Genomic DNA, 18725 nt, shown 5'->3' with positions numbered 1-18725 from the left:
GGGCGGTCGGATCGGCCGGGGGCCGATCGCACCGCCCCATCCGGAAGCCGGCGCGATCTCGCGCCGTGGTCGCCTCGGCAGGGTGAGTTGGGTTGAAGGCGACCGGATCTGCCCGCTCACCTCTCGCCCACCTTCCTCCTGGCCGCTTACCTCCTGGCCACTCACCGGCTGGCCACCCATCTCCTGGCCACGTACCTCTCGCCCAGGTACTTCCTGACCACCCACCTCCCGCCCGCTCCTCCTGGCCACCCACCTCCTGCCTGCTCCTCCCGCCCGCTCCTCCTGGCCACCCACCTCCTGGCCGCTCACCGGCTGGCCACTCGACTGCCGTGCGTGCGAGCGGCGGTGAGCAGGGGGTGGGCGGGGTGAGGGAAGGGCGAAGTGGCCGGGTGGGTCGTTATCCGCCGCCGCGGTGGGTCCAGGCGGCGATCTCGGTGCGGTTGGCCAGGTCGAGTTTGGCCAGGATGCTGCGGACGTGGCTCTCCACCGTGCGTTCGGAGACCACCAGCCGCTCGGCGATCGCGCGGTTGGCCAGTCCGTCGGCGACGAGGCCGGCGATCTCGCGTTCGCGCGGCGTCAGCGGTCCGGTCGTGCTCAGCCGGCCCAGCAGCGCCTGGGCCTCGGCCGCGGCGCCCGGCATCACGAGCCGGCGCGCCTCGTCCAGGGCCTGACGCGCCAGGGAGCGGGCCTTGCCGGTCTCGCCGAGGGTCGCGAGCACCGCGGCCAGCCGCAGGCGGTTCTGCGCGACGAACGGCCGCGCGCCGACCCGCACGTTCGCCGCGATCGCGGCCTCGAACAGCCGCGCGGCCTCCTCCGCCCGGCCGAGCACCACGGCGAGGCGGGCCAGCCAACTCGTGCCGCAGTCGCTGCAGTACACGCCCGCACCGCTCGACAGCACCCGCTCGGCGGCCCGCAGCACGGGCTCGAGGAAGCGGGCCGTCTCGACGTCGCCGAAGGCCTCCACCAGCACCAGCAGGTTCGGCCCCACCCCGCTGGACCGCAGGTCGAAGCCCTCCTGCCGCGCGAGGTGGCGCACGGCCTCGTACCCCGCGAGCGCCGCCTCGTCCTCCCCGAGGACGACGTGCACGAGCGGCCGGGACACCACGGCGATGGGCAGGGTCGGCACGGTGGCGAGCATCTCATCGTAGTGCTCGTCGATCTCGGAGACGTCGCCGGTCACGAGCGCGAGCTGCAGGCTGAACGCCGACGACATGCCGAGCGCCGAGCGGTCGTCCGCCAGCTCGGCCACCGCCAGCTCCCTGGCCTGCCGGTTCAGCTCACGCGCCTCGGCGAACGCGCCGCGGAACGCGAGCAGCGACGTGCGCAGCCGCAGGTCGTGCCAGCGCACCAGTGGCAGCCGGGTCGTCGCCGCGAGCGCCGTCACGGCCGTGATCTCGTGGTCGACCACGGCCATCGCCCCGGTCTCGAACGCGGCGTCGATGCGCCACTTGTGGCCCCACAGCGCGGAAAGCGGCTGCCGGTCGCCGAAGCGCACGGCCAGGGAGCCGAGCCGAAGCCGGTCGTCGAGCGGCAGCTCGATCGGGAGGACCTTGAACCGCGCACGCACCGCGTCGAGCAGGGCCTCGTCGTCGGTGCCGCGTTCGGCGAGCGCGAGCGCTTCGTCGGCCAGCCGACGAGCCTCCTCGGTGTGCCCGACGTCGGCGGCGACCGACGCGGCCTGCGCGAGCAGCCGGGCGCGCAGCGCGTCGGGCACTTGCGCGCCGAGCGCCGTGTCGGCGAGTTTGTCCAGCCGGGGCAACAGCTCCGGTGCGGACAGGTCTCGCACGACGAGTGCCGCGGCGGCGAGCGTCTCGGGAGTTTCCGCACATTCGGCCGCCTGTTCCGCGTGGTCGAGGGCCGGGCCGAAGCGGCCCGAGCGGTACTCGGCCGTGGCGAGGTCCACGAGCAGCTCGGCGAGTCCCTCGGTCCGGCCCGCTCGCCGTCGCGCGTCCACGGCGAAGGTCAGAAACCTTGCTGCCTCGGCGAAAGCCAGCGCCCGTGTCGCCTCGCGCGCGGCGACCACGGCCCAGCCGGCGGCGCGGCCCAGCGTCGCCGGGTCGGCGGCCGACCGCAGCCAGTGCACCGCGACGACCCCGGCGTGGGCGGGATCGGCTTCGGCTCGCGGGGTCAGCGCCAGCGCCGCCTGGGCGTGCAGGGCCTCGCGCACGCCCTGGTCGAGGTCCTCGTAGACGCCGTCGCGCACCACGGCGTGCGCGAACCGGCGCCGCCCGGGCGCGACGGGCACGAGCACACCGGCGCGCACGACCTCGTCCAGCAGTGCCACGACCTCGGCGACCGGCTGGCCCGCGACGTCGGCGACCACGCCGCAGTCCACCTCCTCCCCCAGCACCGCCGCCACGGCGACCAGCTCACGCACCTCCGGCGCGAGCCCGGCCACCGACGTCCGCACGAGGTGGCGCAGCTCGGCGCGCCCGCCGCCGGACCCGGCCGAGCGCGCGACCGCCCGCAGGTACAGGGGGTTGCCGCCGGAGCGGCGCAGCGCGTCGCGCACCTCGGCGTCGCCGACGGCCGCGCCGGCGACCTCGCTGAGGTACCTACGCACGTCGGGCTCGGCCAGCGGCGCGACGGTGACTGCGTGCGTCGCGGGGCCGCCGAGCAGCTCGGGCAGTGTTTCGTCGAGTGTGGGGCCGGTGTCGCGGTAGGTCGCGAGCACCACCAGCCGCGAGCGGCGCAGCTCGCCGGCGAGGTGGCGCAGCAGCCGCAGCGACGCTTCGTCGGCCCAGTGCAGGTCCTCCAGCACCACCACGAGACCGCCGGGCTCGGCCGCGGCGACAAGGGCGTCGGCCGCCGTGGCGACGAGCCGGAACCGCGCCGCGACGAGGTCCGTACCAGCGCTCCTGTCCAGGTCTGCGACGGCGCGCGCGACCTCGGCACCGGCCGTGGGCAGGGCCGACAGCACGCGGCGCCACGGCCACAGCGGTGGCGCGCCGGGATCGTCCACGCAGCGGCCCCACACCGTGGCGAGGCCGACGGTGGCGGCCTCCGCGAGCGTGGTCTTGCCGATGCCGGCGGGCCCGCCGAGCAGCACCAGGGCACCCGTGCCCGCCGCGCCGGCCGCGAACCGGCCGCGCAGGTCGGCGAGCACCCCGGCCCGGCCGACGAACGGCACGGAGCCTGTCACGCAGGCAAGTATGCGCCCGGTTTCAGTGGTCCGTCTGCGTACTGGCACTGATGTCCGGAACGTCCGCGCGGCCGAAGGTGGACCTCGTCGAACTTCCCACCCCAGGCCGAAGGAGCAGCATGTACGCCACCGTCCACCAGTTCCGGCGGAACACCGCCACCGAGAGCGGCGACTGGGGCCGGGCCCTCGCCGCGGAGCTGCACCCCGGCCCGGCGCCCCTCGGCGGGTGCGTGCTCGGCCAGGTCGCCGGCGTGCTCGGCGCGGCCGTCGCGTTCTGGCCCGACGCCGCGTCAGCGGACGAAGCAGCCGCGCACACCCGACCCGGCACCACGTGGCTCGACACCGACGTCTACGAGGTCGTCTCCGCCGAGTTCGCCCCGGCCGCGCCGAACTACGCCCAGGCCAGCCGGTTCGCCGGGCCGCGCAACGAGGCGCAGGTCCGCGCCGAGGACTTCGCGGGCCACGAGCGCATCTGGCCCGCCGCCCGGCAGGTGCCGGGCATCGGCCCCGTATTCGTGCTGCGCGCCGAAGACGGCGCGGGGCTCGTGCTCGGGTTCGCCGAGTCCGTCGCCGCGATCGAAGCCGTCCAGAAAGCGGTGCTGAGCACCGAGCTGCTGCCGGGCGAGGATCCGGCCCTGCTCACCGGTCCCGAGCGGATCGACCTGCACCGCGTTTTCCACCACACCCTGCCCGCATCCGTCACCACCGGAGGTATCCGATGAGCACCCCCACCACCACCCGTCTGCGTCCCGGCACCTGGACCGTCCACACCGGACGGACGTCGGCCACGTTCACCGTGCGCAAGCTCGGTTTCCACCTCGTGCACGGCTCGATCCCCGTCCGGTCCGCGACGGTGTACGTGAACACCGCCGGCACGCCGACCGCCCTGCGCGCGGAGCTCGACCTGTCCGCGATCGACACGGGCAACCGCCGCCGCGACCGCGACCTGCAGAAGTCCCAGTGGCTCGACTGCGGCACCGAACCGACGATGACCTTCGCGTCCGGCGACATCACCACCTGCCCGGAAGGCTGGGCGGCGCAAGGGTTCCTGAGCCTGCGCGGCACCACGTGCCCGCTCACGCTCACCGTCGAACGGCCCGCTGACACCGGCCGCGGCTCGGTGCGTCTCCAGGCCCGCGCGACGCTCGACCGGGCACCACTCGGCATGAGCGCGCCGCGCGCGATCGTGGGGCGCTACCTGGAAATCGGCATCGACGCGGTGCTCGTGGCGCCGCGCTGAGCGCTCAGGCGGTCGCCTCGATCACGCGGCTCAAGACGGCATGGAGGGCCTCCAGTTCGGAGACCTCCATGCCGAGCGCCTCGACCACGCGGTACGGGATCTTCTCGGCCTCGGCCCGCAGTGCGCGGCCCTTCTCCGTGAGCTCGACGGTGAGCTGCCGCTCGTCGGAAGCCTTGCGGCCGCGGGTGACGTAGCCCATCGCTTCGAGCCGCTTCAGCAACGGAGACAGCGTCGCGGGTTCGTGCCGCAGCGCGGCCCCGAGGTCCTTCACCGACCTCGGGGCTTTCTCCCACAGCGCGAGCATCACGAGGTACTGCGGGTGCGTCAGCCCGTACGGCTCCAGCAGGGGCCGGTAGACCGCGATGACGCTGCGCGAGGCGACCGACAGCGCGAAGCACACCTGGCGGTCGAGCTTCAGCGGGTCGTCGCCCAGGTCGATCTCTGCCACGGGGTCCTCCTCCTGGTCCGGGCCACCTTAACGGCTTCGGATGTGGCCTCGGCTACCTTATCGATTAGCGCACTAATGATTAGTGTACCTTGGAGGCAGCCGACAAGGAGGCGTGATGGACCGTCCGGGAGTCTTCCGCTGGTTCTGGTACGCAGTAGGCGGGCGTCTGCCCGAACGTTACCGGGACTGGATCCTGCACGACACGACGTCGAAGCACTGGAAGGCGCGGCACGTGCTGCGCAGTTCCGTGGGCCTCATCCCGCTGTGCCTCGTGTGGCTGCTGCTGCCGGGCCCGCTGGCGCTGCGCCTCGCGATCGTGCTCATGGCGGCGCTGGTCGCGTACTTCTACTCCTCGGTGTACATGGAGGAAAGCATCGAGCACCGCCTCTCGCGCAACGGCTTCCCTCCCGGCACGGGCAAGCGCATCCGCCGCGAGGCCGCCGAAGCCGCCGACGCCGAGGCGAAGGCCCGCTACATCGCGATCTACCGCCAGAACACGGGCGAGTGAGCACTCCCGGCAGCGGTGCCGCCGGCCACGACTAGAGTCGGCGTCCGATGAGACGCAAGCTTCGCGGCCCGCTGTCGCCGCGCTACGGGCTGGACCCGGCGCGGCTGAGGATGCCCGACGAGGGCCCGTGGGGCACGTTGCTGGAGCACCTCGTGGAGCGGCTGCCGCGGCTGGACCCGGCGCGGATCGAACAGATGCTGCGCGAGGAGCGCATCTTCGGCCTCGACGGGCCGCTCGGGGTCGACTCGGCGTTCGTGCCCGGCTCGTTCATCTGGTTCCACCGCGACCTGCCCGACGAGGTGGTGGTGCCGTTCGACATCTCGGTCGTGCACCGCGACGAACACCTGCTGGTGGTCGACAAGCCCCACTTCCTCGCCACGATCCCGCGCGGCAAGCACATCCTCGAAACCGCGTTGGTCCGGCTGCGGCGCGACCTGGACCTGCCGGCGTTGTCGCCCGCGCACCGGCTCGACCGCGTGACCGCCGGGCTCGTGATGTTCGTGATCACACCGGAAGTGCGCGGAAAGTACCAAACGATGTTCCGCGACCGACGCGTGAAGAAAGAATACGAAGCGATCGCACCGTACGATCCTTCACTGGAGCTGCCGCGCACGGTCCGCAGTCACATCGTCAAGGAACGCGGAGTGCTTGCGGCACAGGAGATCGAGGGGCCGGTGAACGCCGAGACCCGCGTGGAACTGATCGAACACCGCGACGGGCTCGGCCGCTACCGCCTGCTGCCCGCCACCGGCCGCACACACCAGCTGCGCGTGCACCTGTCCGGCCTCGGCATCCCGATCCTCGGCGACGACTTCTACCCCGTGCTGACGGAAAAACCGCTCGACGACTTCACGAAACCGTTGCAGCTGCTGGCCAAGGTGCTGGAGTTCGACGATCCCGTGAGCGGCGAGCACCGCCGGTTCACGAGTTCCCTGCGCTTGACGGCGTGGGACTCACCTGACGAGTGGGCGGCGCCCCCGGCGAGCTGAGGCCGAGGACGCCGCACGAAACTCACTTCGTCCAGAACTTCACACCGCTCCACTGCACGGTGATCGGTCCCGCGCCACTGCTGGTGCGATACGAACCGAACTTGTCGTAATAACTACCGCTCGGGCTGTCGATGGTCTGCTTGAGCGAACCGTTGATGTACACCTTGTGCGTGCTGCCCACCTGGTTGATGGTGTTGACTCGCACGGAAGTACCCACGGTGGCGTCGCCGGCGAGCGTCTGACCGCCCTCCACCGCGTACATCCGGCCGCCCTTTTCCACCGCCAACAGGAAGTACGGTCCGGCGTTCGACCCGTCGCGGAAGGTCTGCTTCACGCTGATGCGCGTGCCGCTCATGCTGGTGACCTTGAAGGAACCCTCGAACTGGTGCGTGCCGCCGGTGTAGGTGTCGTAGCGGCGCTCGGCGCGCTGATCACCGCTGCCCGTGGAGCAGGTGAGCTGGAACGTGAGCCCGTTGATCTGCCCGCACCCGCGCTCCTGCTCGGAGAACCCCGGCGACCACGACTTCCACGGACCGGTGCCGACCTGCGCGCTGGCCACCGGAGCCACCACCGCGAGCCCGCACACGACCCCCGCGAGCACCCCGCCGAGGCGTAGTCTTCCTCTCACTTGCCAACCTCCGTACAACTCAGGGCGGCGGTAGTGGGACAGGTCCAGACCACTGCGTCGAACCTGGATGATCACTGTACGAGCACGGACGAAAACAGACAAGAGCCGGATTCGCGACTCTTGACAGCTTTGTTTGTCAATGCTTGGCTCGGACCGTGCGGGACGTCGAGGTGATCGAGGATCCGGCCGCCGCGGCGGCCGCGCTGGACCCGGTCCGCGCGCGCCTGCTGGCGGCGCTGGCCGAACCCGCGTCGGCGGCGTCGCTGGCCGCGCGCGTCGGGCTCACGCGCCAGAAGGTGAACTACCACCTGCGCGCGCTGGAATCCCACGGCCTCGTCGAGCCCGCGGGCGAGCGCCAGTGGGGCGGGCTGACCGAACGCCTCTTCGCCGCAACGGCCGCGTCGTACCAGGTCTCCCCCGCCGCGCTCGGCGACGCCGGCACGTCGGCGATGGAGCCCGACCAGCTGTCGTCGGCTTACCTGCTGGCGGTCGCCGGCCGGACCGTGCGCGAGGTCGCCGGTCTCGTGCGCCGTGCGGCGCGCGCCGGCAAACCGCTGCCGACTTTGGCACTGGACACGGAAATCGCGTTCGGCTCGGCGCGCGAGCGGGCGGCGTTCACCGACGAGCTGACCACGCTCGTGGCCGGGCTCGTCTCGCGCTACCACGACGAATCGGCTCCGGGTGCGCGGACGCACCGACTGGTGGTCACCGCGCACCCGAAGCCGGCCGATCCGCCTACGCCGGCTGGATGATCACCTTCAGCGCCTGGTGGTCGGCGGCGTTGCCGAACACGTCGTAGGCCTGGTCAAGCTGGTCGAAGGTGAACGTGTGCGTGCCCATCTTCTCCGCGGGGATGCGGCCGCTCGCGACCATCTTCAGCAGCGTCGGGATCGACACGGTGTCGACGAGCCCCATGGTGAGCGTGATGTTGCGGATCCACAGGTCCTGCATGGGGAGTTCCACGCCGACGCCGTGCACGCCGATGTTCGCGACGTGCCCGCCGGGCCGCACGAGCGCGGCGGCGGTCTGCAGGGTCTCGGGGTAGCCGACGGCTTCGATGGCGACGTCGACACCGAGCCCGTCGGTGTGCGCGAGCACCTCCGCGACGGTGTCGGGCCCGGCGGCGACCGTGTCCGTCGCGCCGAACTCGAGGGCCTTCTCGAGGCGGAACTTGTTGGCGTCGATGGCGATCACCTTCGACGCGCCCCACAGGCCCGTGGTCAGGATCGCGGCGAGGCCGACCGCGCCGGAGCCGACGACGGCGACCGTGTCGCCCGGCCGCACCTCGCCCGCGAGCACGCCGACCTCGTAGCCGGTGGGCAGGGAGTCGGCGAGGAAGATGGCCTGCTCGTCGGTGACCTCGGCGGGCACGTGGTAGAGCGAGGTGTCGGCGAAGGGCACGCGGACGTACTCGGCCTGGGTGCCGTCGATGAGGTGCCCGAAGATCCAGCCGACGCCACCGACCGTGCGGCAGTGCGAGGGCATGCCGCGCTGGCAGTAGTCGCACCGGCCGCAGCGCGTGACGGCCGGTACGAGCACCCGGTCGCCGACTTTGAAGCTGCCGACGGCGTCGCCGACCGCCGTGACCGTGCCGACGGCCTCGTGGCCGAGGATGCGGCCATCGGTGACCGCGGCGACGTCGCCGTGGAGGATGTGGAGGTCGGTGCCGCAGATCGTGGTGGTGTCCACCTTCACCACGACGTCGGTCACCTCTTGGATCGTCGCGTCGGGAACGTCTTCCCACGCCTTGTTTCCGGGTCCGTGGTACACCAGTGCCTTCATCGCCACCTCCGGGTCGGGACCGACCTTCGACGCTACGACGGGTCCGCGGCGCCGCCGGTCTCAAAATCAGACACCCGAACAGGTGTTCGATCATCGTGTACGGTGGGGGCATGAGTCACGCACTTCAGGGATCGCTCTTCGGGTCCGGCTTCGAAGGCGCTGCTCTGGGTTCCCTCGACGGGATCCGGCGCACCGACCTCGGCCGCGGCGCGTGGGTCGACGTGCTGCCGGGCTGGCTGTCGGGGTCCGACGAGATTTTCACGCGCCTGGTCGCCGACGTCCCGTGGCACGCCGAGCAGCGGCAGATGTACGACCGCGTCGTCGCCGTGCCGCGCCTGCTCTGCTTCTACCGCGAAGACGAGCCGCTGCCGCACCCATTGCTGACCTCGGCGCGCGACGCGCTCTCCGCGCACTACGCGGCCGAACTCGGCGAGCCCTTCCGCACCTCCGGCCTGTGTTACTACCGCGACGGCCGCGACAGCGTCGCCTGGCACGGCGACACCATCGGCCGCGGCAGCTCCGAAGACACGATGGTCGCGATCCTCTCGGTGGGCACCGCGCGCCACCTCGCCCTCCGTCCCCGCGGCGGCGGGGAGTCCCACCGCTACCCGCTGGGCCACGGCGACCTGATCGTGATGGGCGGTTCCTGCCAGCGCACGTGGGAACACGCGATCCCCAAAACGGGCAAGGGAGTGGGGCCGCGGATCAGCATCCAGTTCCGGCCGAAAGGGGTGCGTTAGTCAGTCGGGGCAAGGAAGAGGTGCGCGCGAGCGGACTGTCCCGGCGACGTGGACTGCCGCGAACGATCCCCCGACGACGTCGAGTCTCCGCGAGAGGTCCGGTGACGCCAACGAGGGAGGCAGCAGCCGCCGCGGAGGTCAGTAGCCCTCGCTGCCGTGCGCCCCCGGCAAGACCGCGCGCGTGAGCCACTTGTCGGTCAGCCGGGATGGTGGAAAGGTGCCGCCCGGAGCCACTTTCCGTCGAAGTACGCCGAGCCTCCGCCTCGCCACGCCCGCGGCGCCGCTCCCCTGCCATGAAGTCGGAGGAGATCGACCGCGGCGATCCGGCGTGAGCCCGGCGTCAGCGGACCAGCACCGGCAGCGAGTCGAGGCCGTAGACGATCGAGACCTTGCGGAACGCCAGCTCGTCCGGCTCGACGGCCAGCCGCAGGTCTGGGAACCGCTTCACCAGGGCCGGGTAGGCCGTGCGCAGCTCCATGCGCGCGAGCTCCGCGCCGATGCAGCGGTGGATGCCGTAGCCGAAGGCCAGGTGGGAAGACGGGTCGCGTTTGGGGTCGAAGCGCTCCATGTCGGTGCCCAGCCCGGCGTCGCGGTTGGCAACGGAGAGGGACACCAGCACGATGTCGCCCTCGCCGATGTGGACGCCCGCGATGTCGATGTCTTCCTTGGCGAAGCGCGGGAACGCCATCTGCACCACGGTGAGGTAGCGCAGCAGCTCCTCCACGAACCGGTGCACGGAGTCGTCGTCGCCGCGGACCGCGTCGAACGCGGCGGGGTCGCGGAGCAGCACCAGGGCACCGAGGGCGAGCATGCTGGCGGTGGTTTCGAGGCCGCCGGTGAGCACGCCGTCGGCGAGGCCCGCGAGCTCGAGGTCGTCGATCTCGTCGCCGTGCTCCTTGATGAGCATGCCGAGCAGGCCGTCGCCCGGTTCTTCGCGCTGCTTCTTGACGATGTCGAGCAGGTAGGTCAGCGACTCCGAGATCGCGCCCAGCGACGCGCCCGCGCCGCCGAACAGGTCGAAGCGCGCGGTGCTCAGGCGCTGGAAGTCGGCGCGGTCCTCATAGGACACCCCGAGCAGCTCGCAGATCGTGAGCGACGGGATCGGGAGTGCGAACGCCTCCCACAGGTCCACGGGGCCCTCGGCGGCGGCCATCGCGTCGAGCTGTTCGTTCACGATCTCGTCGATTCGCGGCGTGAGGCGGTTGAGCCGGCGCATGGTGAACTCAGGCGTGAGCAGCTTGCGCAGCCGCGAGTGCACCGGCGGATCGGCGAAGCCCAGCCCGCCCGGGTTCTGGTCTTCGGTCACGCCCGCATTGCCGACGAGGTTCGTGAAGTCGTTGCTGAACTCCGAGACTTTGCCGAGAACGGCCTTGGACTCCTCGTAGCCGGTCACGAGCCACGCGTTCATGCCGAACGGCAGGTCGAGCTTGCTGATGGGTTCCTCGGCCCGGCGCTGCCCCAGCGACGGCACGGGGTCCAGCCCCACGCGCCGAAGCGGTTCCAGCGCGGAGTCGGGAAGGAACGCCATCTTCTCGAGGTCGAAACCTCGCTTCTGCTGCCTCGCGATGTACCGGCGGCCGGCCCAGGCGAGGATTCGCGAGCGGAGACTCCCCATGCCAGCGACACTACCTCACGCCGCCGATCGGGTGATCGGCGCGGAGACAGCCGTCACCTGCGGTTCGGGATCATGACATGCGCCGTGACCCGGCCGTGACCAGCGACGCGGGAGCGGGGCCCGGCCGGCACCGGCCCAGGTCCGCGCGGCGATCGCGGATCCATCCACAGTGGACACCGCGATCTCCTTCGGACAGCGGAAAGCCCCGGCGTTCTCAGGTCGCCGGGGCCTCCGAGCGTGTTTCGGACGGGCCGACCCTTCCGGGTGAACGTGACAATTCACGCGCCCCGCACGAAAAGAAGTCAGGCGCGGTTGTTCACCCAGCCCTTCACCGCGCCGGCGCACTGGTAGCGGACGACCACGTGTGACTTGTTCGCGTAGGCCCCGCTGGCCCCGGCGAGATCCCACGGCCCCGGCCGGTCCGCGTCGACCTTTCCGCCGGCCTGGACGGTGACCACGTCCCGGCCCGCGAGACCGGGGGTGTCCCCCACGAGCGAGATGCCGTCGAGGGTGATCGGCTGGTCGTAGCTCGACGCCAGCCGCAGGTATCGGCCGCCGTTCACCGGGATGTGGAGCTTGCCCCACTCGCCCGGCTCCGTCGCCTCTCCGCGGTCACTGCTCATGTCCTCGTCCTCCTCTTCTCCCGGGGTCTTGAGTGCGCCGAGGTGCGCCGTCGTGTAGCTCTCGTCGAGATCGACGCCGGCCGCCGAGATGCCCGGGATGGTCCCGGACGAGCTGTACTGGTGGATGTCGTAGCGGCCGGCGGCGGCAGCGGGCCGTGCGCCGTAGCGGGCGATCCAGATCACGAGACCGGGGATGCCCCAGCTGTCCGGGCGCAGCAGCGTGGCTAGCGCGTTGTTCATGTACACGCCGGGCCGGAAACCACGAGCGTCGATCCGTTGGCAGAACGCCCTGCCGAACGCGGATTTCTGGCTGTCCGGGATGTTCGGCACCTCCGAACCCGGCGGGTTGTCCTCCAGGTCCAGCATCGGGACGCAGCCGGTGGCGCCGAGCCGGATCACCTCGCCGAGGAGGACGTCGGCCTGCGCCGCGGCGCCGGGACTCGCCTGGACGAAGTGGTAGCCGCCGACCGGGATGCCGACGGACCTGGCGCCGTTCACCTCGTTGTCGCCGCGGCCGCCGGCGGGGGTACCGCCACCGTCGGAGAGCTTGACGTAGACGAACGTGACGCCGGCCCGCTTGACCGCAGGCCAGCTGGTGACGGTCTGGAACCTGCGGTAGATGTCGATGCCGAGCGCCATCAGGAACCGCCTTCCGTGACGTAGGTGGGCGCCGGGTGGGTGCGGCCGCGCTCGCGAACGGCGTCGACCACGCGGTGGTTCCACCATCGGCGTGTCGTGCCGCGCGGATGTCGGCCACGCCGGGCCCGCCGCGTTTCCGCCCGCAGCGCGGCGGCCCGGTCGGCGCCGGTGGCGGTGGCCGTGTTCGTCGGCACGACTGCTCCCCCAGTTGCTCAGCTTGGGACGATTTGTCCGTTTCGCGAGTTGGAGCTGCCTTGTAACCTGCCACGCGCGCCACGCGGACGACACCGCCACCATGGGTATTCGCCTCCTCCGAACGCAGGAGGCCGGAGCCACGGCGCAGCGCCACGACGGCGAGTGAGCCAGTCCGCTTTCGCCTGTCGCGCAGCGGGTTCGCCACGAAATCGTCAGGGTCGGGCCGAGCCGCGCGCCGGTTCGGCACTACCAGTCGTCCGAAGCAGGTTCAGACGTCTCGCCCCCACAGGCGCGACCGGATTGTCGGTGTCGTCATCCAGAATGGTGATGGCCGAGGAGAGGAGCTCTCCTCCCGGCGTGAACGTGTCGGCGCCGAAGCCCGCCCGGAATGGGCGCGACGAACGACGCCGCGCCGTGAGACGCTCGGCTCACGAACCCGGAGGAAACGGACATGACTGCGGCGCTCATCGGACGGGAGCACCCCGCCTCGGTGTTGCGCGCTGAGCTGGCGCGCGCGACCGCGAGCCACGGCGGCCTGGTGCTGGTCACAGGCGAGGCCGGCATCGGCAAGACCACGCTCGTCACGGGCCTGGCCGACGAGGCTCGCGAACGCGGGGCGCTCGTGCTGGCCGGTACGTGCTGGGAATCGGGCAGCGCGCCCGGTTACTGGCCGTGGGTGCAGGTCGTGCGCGCGCTGCGCCGGGCCGCTGAGCCGCACGAGTGGGCTGCCGCGGATTCCGCGACGCTGTCGGCGCTGCTCGGCGAATCACCCGAGCCAGGCGACGCGTTCCGCCTGCACGACGCCGTCACGAGCGCGCTCATCACCCTCTCGCACGACCGGCCTGTGGTCGTGGTGCTCGACGACCTGCACTGGGCCGACCCCGCGTCGCTGCGGCTGCTCGACTTCGCGGCGCGCCACACGTGGTTCGAGCGGCTGCTGCTGATCGGCACGTACCGGGACGTCGAGGTCGACGCGCCCGGCCACCCGCTGCACCAGCTCGTGCTGCCGCTCGTCGCGAAGGCCACCACGGTCACGCTCACCGGACTCGACCCCGCGCAGGTCGCCGAGCTGATGGGCCGCACCGCGGGCACGGACCCCGGCGCCGAGCTGGCCGCCGACGTGCACCGCCGCACCGGCGGCAACCCGTTTTTCGTCGAGCAGACCGCGCGGCTCTGGCGCAGCGGCAGCCCCGTCTCGGCCGTCGCGCCGGGCGTGGCCGACGCGTTGCAGCGGCGGCTTTCGCTGCTGCCGGCCCAGGTGGCGGACCTGCTGAGCGACGCCGCCGTGCTCGGCCGGGAGTTCTCGCTGCACCTGCTCGCCGCGGTCGCCGGCGCACCCGTGCCGCAGGTCGACCACCTGCTCGGCCAGGCCGTCGCGACGCGGCTCGTGGTCGCGCTCGGCGAAGGCCGCTTCGCGTTCGCCCACGACCTGGTCCGCGAATCGCGCTACGCCGGCCTCGGTGCCGAAGGGGCGGCCCGCCGGCACGCGGCCGTCGCCGACTCCGACCTGGTCGGTCCCGCCGAACGCGCCCGGCACGCCTACTTGGCGGGCGCCCTCGTCGAGCCGGCCCGCACCGTCGAGCTGCTCTTGGCGGCCGCCCGGGATGCCAGCGCGCGCCTCGCCATCGAGGAGTCCATCGGCCACCTGCGGCGCGCGCTGGAACGCGCACCGACCTTGCGCACGCGTGCGGTCGTCCAGCTGGAACTGGGCACACTGCTCTGGCGCGTCGACGACAAGGACGAGGCCTGGGCGCACTTCGAAGGCGCCGTCGCGAGCGTGCGCGAACTCGACGACGCGGAGCTGCTCGCGCGCGCTGGTCTCACCCTCGCCCGGGTCGACCCGGGCGGCGCACGCCACGAGCTCGTGTCCGGACTCCTGCTGGAAGCCTACCGCCGCCTGTGCGCCGGCACGCCGGCCGAACAGCTGTCCCTCGACCGCGTCACGCTCGAGCTCACGGCCCGCGCCGCCATGCTCGCCCGCGACGACGAAGACGACCACGCGCTCGCGTTCTCCCTGTGGGCCCGCCACGACGCCATCTGGGGCCCCGGCAGCGGCGCCGAACGCGAACGGCTGACGGACGAACTCGCAGCCGTCGCCCGGCGCACCGGCGACCGCGAGAACGAATACTTCGCGTCGTCGCTGAAATGGGTCGCACTCCTCGAACAGGGCGACCCGCGCTACCTCGACCAATTCCGCTCGTTCCAGGCCCTGACGGAAAACAGTGGCCTGCGCGGAGCCGAACTGGCCGCGAAAATCGACCGCAGCGTCATCTGCGCCCTGCACGGCCGCTTCGCCGACTCGGACGTCGCGTTGCAGCAGGCGCTCGACGCGCACCTCGGCCTGAGCGAACGCGAGTTCGGCTTCATGGGCGACCAGTTGCGCTGGAGCGCCCTGCTGCTGCAAGGTCGCTTCGCCGAGCTGGCCGATTTGCCCGCCCGCATGAGCGACGCGGGGCACTCCCACCCGGGCCTCCTGCGCGCCCTCGCCGCCGCCCACGCCGGCGACGCCGCCGCCACCCGCGAGCTGCTCGCCGAGGCCACCGCCGAAGCCCCGTACTCCCGCGAGTTCACCCCCCTGTGGCTGCGCTGCCAGGCCCAGGCCGCCGCCGTGCTGGGCGACCGCCCGGCCGCCGAACGCCTCCTGGCCGAGCTCGCGCCGTACTCCGGCGAGTGGCTGGTTTCCTTGTACGGCTGCGATTTGAGCGGCCCCGTCGACCTTTGGACCGGTCTGCTCGCCGCGACCCTCGGCGACCACGACCTCGCCGTCGACCTCTTCACGTCCGCCGCCCGATCCGCCGACCGCCTGCGCGCACGCCCGTGGTCGATCGAAGCCCGCAGCCACCTCGCCACCGCCTACCAGAACCTGGGCGACACCCGCCGCGCGGCGGAACTCTTCGACACCGTCACCGCGGAAGCCACGTCACTGGGCATGCACCACATCCCCACCCGCGTCCGCTCGGCCCGGACAGAACCGTTACCCCTCAACGAGTTCCGCCGCACCGACGCCGTCTGGTGCCTCCGCTACGCCGGCCACGAAACCCGCGTCCCCGACTCCAAAGGCCTGCGCGACCTCCACTTCCTCCTCGGCCGCCCCGGCACCGACGTCCCCGCCGTCCGCCTCCTCGCCCCCGAGGCCGACGTCGCCCCCACCTTCACCGGCACCCCCATCCTCGACGACACGGCCAAAGCCGCCTACCGCCACCGCCTCACCGAACTCGACGCCGCCATCGACCACGCCACCACCCTCGGCGACGACACCCGCGCCGCCACCCTCGACACGGAACGCGCCGCGCTCCTCACCGAGCTGCGCACCTCCTCTGGCCTCGCCGGCCGCACCCGCCGCCTGGGCGACGAATCCGAACGCGCGCGCAAAGCCGTCACCGCCCGCATCCGCGACGCCATCCGCAAACTGGCCGACCTCCACCCCACCCTCGCCGACCACCTCCACGCCACCATCACCACCGGCTCGAGCTGCTCCTACCACCCACCCACCCCCACCCCATGGCGGCTCTGACTCGCACACCCGACACAGGCGCCGCGCGGGTTCGGCGCGGGTTCATTCGGCCGCGCGCTTGCCTGTCCTCAACCGTCAGCCGCACACCACGCCCCGCCCCAGCCGGCCCGGCGTTCTCTTGCCACCACCCCACCCGACCCGGCAACACAACCCACGAACTCCCCAACCCCTCCCCGCGCCCTTCCCCCTCCCGGCCCCCCGATTCTTTTCCACAACACGGTAGAGATCGGCTTGTCAAGGTACTCTTTCCCGCCTTGACAAGCCGATCTCTACCGTCGCGACAATCAAAAATCGGGGTGCCCACCACTTCCCGGTGCCAATGGCGTGCGCAGCACACCGAGGCACCCAAAGCAACCTTCACTTCCTGTTGTACAACCGCATGGTCCACGTCCCGAACACCAACGTCAGCACTCCAGCCGCGATCAACGTCCACATGATCGCCCCGAAGTCCCAAGCCCCGGCCATCATCGACCGAACCCCGCTCACCAGCTGCGTAATCGGGTTCAACTCGACGAACACCTGCAACCATCCCGGCATCGTCGACGGATCCACATACACGTTGGACAGAAAAGTCAGGGGCATGATCACCATCATGCTCACCCCCATCACCGACTTCTCCGACCTCAGCAGCAGCCCGAACATCGTCCACACCCACGACAACCCGAACGAAAACACCAGCAGCAGCACAACCCCGGCCACCACACCCCCGAAACCACCTGGCGGTCGGAACCCCAGAATCAGCCCCACCACCATGATCACCACGGACGCGATCACATACCGCAACGCATCGCCCAGCAAATACCCCACCATCGCGGATGGACGCCAAATCGGCAGCGTCCTGAACCGGTCGAACACCCCCTTCTCGATATCCGTATTGACAGCCAGCCCCGTGTACATCGTGATCATCACAACACTGGACGCCAAAATCCCCGGCAGGAAGAACTGCAAATACTGCGAAGGAGAACCCGCCAAAGCACCACCGAACAGGTACGTGAACATCAACGTCATCATGATCGGAAACGCCGTGACATCGAACAACTGCTCCGGCACATGCTTGATCTTCAACACAGCGCGCCGGCCAAACGTAATCGACGTCGACAGCGCGCTGGGCCTTGGCGGCCGTTCGACCGCCACCAGCAACGCAGCCAAATCCTCGACGTTCGGCGCCGCCAGCTCGACATCAGCCTCGCGTACAGTCGTCACACCGCCACCTCCTCACTTGCCGGACGATCAGTCAGAGCCAAGAACACCTCATCAAGACTCGGCTGACCCAACGAAAACGTGTCAACAGTGATGCCGGCCCGCGCCAGCTCCGCGAGGGCCCGCGAGGCGCGATCGGCCGAGCCGAGGTGCTCGTCGGCCGACAACCGCGCCGTCAACGCCACCGGATCCGGCTCCAACTGCACCATCGCTTCAAGCGTCCGCCCCAGCACTTCGGCTGCAGCCTCGCGCTGACCGGCATCACGCAACCTCAAATGCACGGCCCCGACCCCGACAGAAGCCTTCAACTCCCCTTTCGTCCCCTCCGCGATCACCTTCCCGTGGTCGATCACCGCGATCCGCGACGCCAGCTGATCCGCCTCATCGAGGTACTGAGTAGTCAGCAAAACCGTCGTCCCCTGCGCGACGATCGCCCGCACGATGTCCCACACCTGGTTGCGGCTGCGGGGGTCCAGCCCTGTCGTCGGCTCGTCGAGGAACAACAGGTCCGGCGTGTTGAGAATGCTGGCCGCGATGTCCAACCGCCGCCGCATGCCACCCGAATAGTTCTTCACCTGCCGCGCCGCCGCGTCGGTCAACCCGAACGCCTCCAGCAACTGCGCCGCACGCGACCGGGCCGCGGGCTTGCGATGCCCGAGCAGCCGGGCGAGCATCACGAGGTTCTCGGTACCGGTGAGGTCCTCGTCGACCGACGCGTACTGCCCGGTGAGGCTCACGCGGCTGCGCACGGCGTCGGCTTCGCGCACCACGTCCTTGCCGAACACGCGCGCCTCACCGCCGTCGGGCCTGGTCAGCGTCGCCAGCATGCGCACGGCGGTGGTCTTGCCCGCGCCGTTGGGGCCGAGGACGCCGTAGACGGTGCCCGCGGGCACCACGAGATCGATGCCGTCGACCGCCCGGGTCTCCCCGAACACCTTCACGAGCCCGGCGGTCTCGATCGCCGGCTCGGCGGTCGTGCTGCTCATGTCTGTCCTTCCCCGTTCTTGTTCGGCCACAGTCGGTCAGACCCAGTCGATTCACGCGCAGTCGGTTCAAGCGCAGTAGGGCCGCGCCCGCCGCCCGTCGCGCAGAGCGAGCCCCCACCAGACGAGCTCGTCGAGCAACGTCGTCACGGCGTGCGCGTAGCGCTCCGGATCGGGGCGGAAACCACCGTCAGCCACGCGCGCTTCGAGCAGGTCGAGGCACACCGCGTCGCGCAACGTCGCCGTGTGCAGCTCGGTGAACACCCCACGAAGCTGCTCCACCGCGTACCGGCCGGCGGCGCGGTAGCCGTAGGAGACGAACCCGACCGGTTTCGCCCGCCACTCGTCGTACGCGCAGTCGATGGCCTGCTTGAGCGACGCCGGGAAGCTGCGGTTGTACTCGGGCGTGACGACCACGTACGCCTCTGCCGCCGCGATCCGCCGCGCGAACCCGGCCATCGCCGGGGTCGGCCGCGCGG

Annotated in this window: 17 protein-coding genes; 7 read left to right on the top strand and 10 right to left on the bottom strand. The window is 71.2% G+C overall.

Features of this window, described 5'->3' with window-relative positions; genetic code table 11:
- Positions 1 to 397 precede the first annotated feature (397 nt).
- Complete coding sequence (locus AB0383_RS49150) at positions 398 to 3142, bottom strand: AAA family ATPase (RefSeq protein WP_366191537.1); 2745 nt, start codon at positions 3140 to 3142, stop codon at positions 398 to 400.
- A gap of 119 nt (positions 3143 to 3261) precedes the next feature.
- On the opposite strand from AB0383_RS49150, the gene AB0383_RS49145 reads away from it, so the two are divergent.
- Positions 3262 to 3864, top strand: a complete 603-nt coding sequence (locus AB0383_RS49145; RefSeq protein WP_366191535.1) for a hypothetical protein — start codon at positions 3262 to 3264, stop codon at positions 3862 to 3864.
- Positions 3861 to 4382, top strand: coding sequence for a YceI family protein (locus tag AB0383_RS49140; RefSeq protein WP_366191533.1), 522 nt, complete (start codon positions 3861 to 3863; stop codon positions 4380 to 4382). Before AB0383_RS49145 ends, AB0383_RS49140 begins: the two co-directional genes overlap by 4 nt.
- A 4-nt stretch (positions 4383 to 4386) precedes the next feature.
- On the opposite strand, the gene AB0383_RS49135 is transcribed toward AB0383_RS49140, so the two are convergent.
- The gene (locus AB0383_RS49135) at positions 4387 to 4830 is read right to left on the bottom strand and encodes a MarR family transcriptional regulator (RefSeq protein ID WP_364188013.1); all 444 of its coding nucleotides are present in this window, start codon (positions 4828 to 4830) and stop codon (positions 4387 to 4389) included.
- 115 nt (positions 4831 to 4945) lie between these two features.
- On the opposite strand from AB0383_RS49135, the gene AB0383_RS49130 reads away from it, so the two are divergent.
- Together AB0383_RS49130 and AB0383_RS49125 are read left to right on the top strand one after the other, a co-directional pair.
- A complete protein-coding gene (locus AB0383_RS49130; protein WP_360596256.1) occupies positions 4946 to 5338 on the top strand; it encodes a DUF5313 domain-containing protein in 393 nt (130 codons plus the stop codon).
- Between the two features lie 47 nt (positions 5339 to 5385).
- Entirely contained in the window at positions 5386 to 6327 is a 942-nt protein-coding gene (locus AB0383_RS49125; RefSeq protein WP_366191530.1) for an RluA family pseudouridine synthase, read from the top strand.
- A 22-nt stretch (positions 6328 to 6349) separates the two neighbouring features.
- On the opposite strand, the gene AB0383_RS49120 is transcribed toward AB0383_RS49125, so the two are convergent.
- Positions 6350 to 6955 carry a hypothetical protein gene (locus AB0383_RS49120; RefSeq protein ID WP_364188008.1) on the bottom strand — a complete coding sequence of 202 codons (606 nt, stop codon included), beginning with the start codon at positions 6953 to 6955 and terminating at the stop codon, positions 6350 to 6352.
- Between the two features lie 155 nt (positions 6956 to 7110).
- On the opposite strand from AB0383_RS49120, the gene AB0383_RS49115 reads away from it, so the two are divergent.
- Complete coding sequence (locus tag AB0383_RS49115) at positions 7111 to 7707, top strand: winged helix-turn-helix domain-containing protein (RefSeq protein WP_366191527.1); 597 nt, start codon at positions 7111 to 7113, stop codon at positions 7705 to 7707.
- Here AB0383_RS49115 and AB0383_RS49110 read toward each other — a convergent pair.
- On the bottom strand, positions 7691 to 8737 hold the full coding sequence (locus AB0383_RS49110; protein WP_220238872.1) for an alcohol dehydrogenase catalytic domain-containing protein: 1047 nt from the start codon (positions 8735 to 8737) through the stop codon (positions 7691 to 7693). The two genes, AB0383_RS49115 and AB0383_RS49110, sit on opposite strands and share 17 nt — an antisense overlap.
- A gap of 110 nt (positions 8738 to 8847) precedes the next feature.
- On the opposite strand from AB0383_RS49110, the gene AB0383_RS49105 reads away from it, so the two are divergent.
- Positions 8848 to 9477: an alpha-ketoglutarate-dependent dioxygenase AlkB gene (locus tag AB0383_RS49105; protein WP_364188003.1), complete on the top strand. Its 630-nt coding sequence runs from the start codon at positions 8848 to 8850 to the stop codon at positions 9475 to 9477.
- Positions 9478 to 9817: 340 nt separating this feature from the next.
- Here the strand turns inward: AB0383_RS49105 and AB0383_RS49100 are convergent, their stop codons facing one another.
- The 3 genes from AB0383_RS49100 to AB0383_RS49090 form a co-directional block, all read right to left on the bottom strand.
- Positions 9818 to 11092 carry a cytochrome P450 gene (locus AB0383_RS49100; RefSeq protein WP_366191524.1) on the bottom strand — a complete coding sequence of 425 codons (1275 nt, stop codon included), beginning with the start codon at positions 11090 to 11092 and terminating at the stop codon, positions 9818 to 9820.
- Between the two features lie 302 nt (positions 11093 to 11394).
- Positions 11395 to 12354 (bottom strand): GH25 family lysozyme, encoded by a 960-nt coding sequence (locus tag AB0383_RS49095; protein WP_366191522.1) that lies wholly within the window; start codon positions 12352 to 12354, stop codon positions 11395 to 11397.
- Complete coding sequence (locus tag AB0383_RS49090) at positions 12354 to 12548, bottom strand: hypothetical protein (protein ID WP_366191520.1); 195 nt, start codon at positions 12546 to 12548, stop codon at positions 12354 to 12356. The genes AB0383_RS49095 and AB0383_RS49090 overlap by 1 nt, the downstream gene beginning before the upstream one ends.
- A gap of 452 nt (positions 12549 to 13000) precedes the next feature.
- Between AB0383_RS49090 and AB0383_RS49085 the strand changes: the two genes are divergently transcribed.
- A complete protein-coding gene (locus AB0383_RS49085) occupies positions 13001 to 16063 on the top strand; it encodes an AAA family ATPase (RefSeq protein ID WP_366191518.1) in 3063 nt (1020 codons plus the stop codon).
- A 357-nt stretch (positions 16064 to 16420) separates the two neighbouring features.
- Here AB0383_RS49085 and AB0383_RS49080 read toward each other — a convergent pair whose 3' ends face one another.
- The 3 genes from AB0383_RS49080 to AB0383_RS49070 form a co-directional block, all read right to left on the bottom strand.
- The gene (locus AB0383_RS49080; RefSeq protein WP_366191516.1) at positions 16421 to 17266 is read right to left on the bottom strand and encodes an ABC transporter permease; all 846 of its coding nucleotides are present in this window, start codon (positions 17264 to 17266) and stop codon (positions 16421 to 16423) included.
- A complete protein-coding gene (locus tag AB0383_RS49075) occupies positions 17263 to 18249 on the bottom strand; it encodes an ATP-binding cassette domain-containing protein (RefSeq protein WP_366191514.1) in 987 nt (328 codons plus the stop codon). The genes AB0383_RS49080 and AB0383_RS49075 overlap by 4 nt, the downstream gene beginning before the upstream one ends.
- Positions 18250 to 18315: 66 nt before the next feature.
- A partial coding sequence (locus AB0383_RS49070) for an NAD(P)H-dependent oxidoreductase (RefSeq protein ID WP_366191512.1) occupies positions 18316 to 18725 on the bottom strand: 410 nt, incomplete at its 5' end.

Origin of the sequence: Amycolatopsis sp. NPDC051373, from assembly GCF_040689465.1 — a bacterium.
Lineage (GTDB): Bacteria > Actinomycetota > Actinomycetes > Mycobacteriales > Pseudonocardiaceae > Amycolatopsis.
Note: the sequence above shows the minus strand (reverse complement) of the source record. Positions and strands in the feature narration are given on the sequence as shown.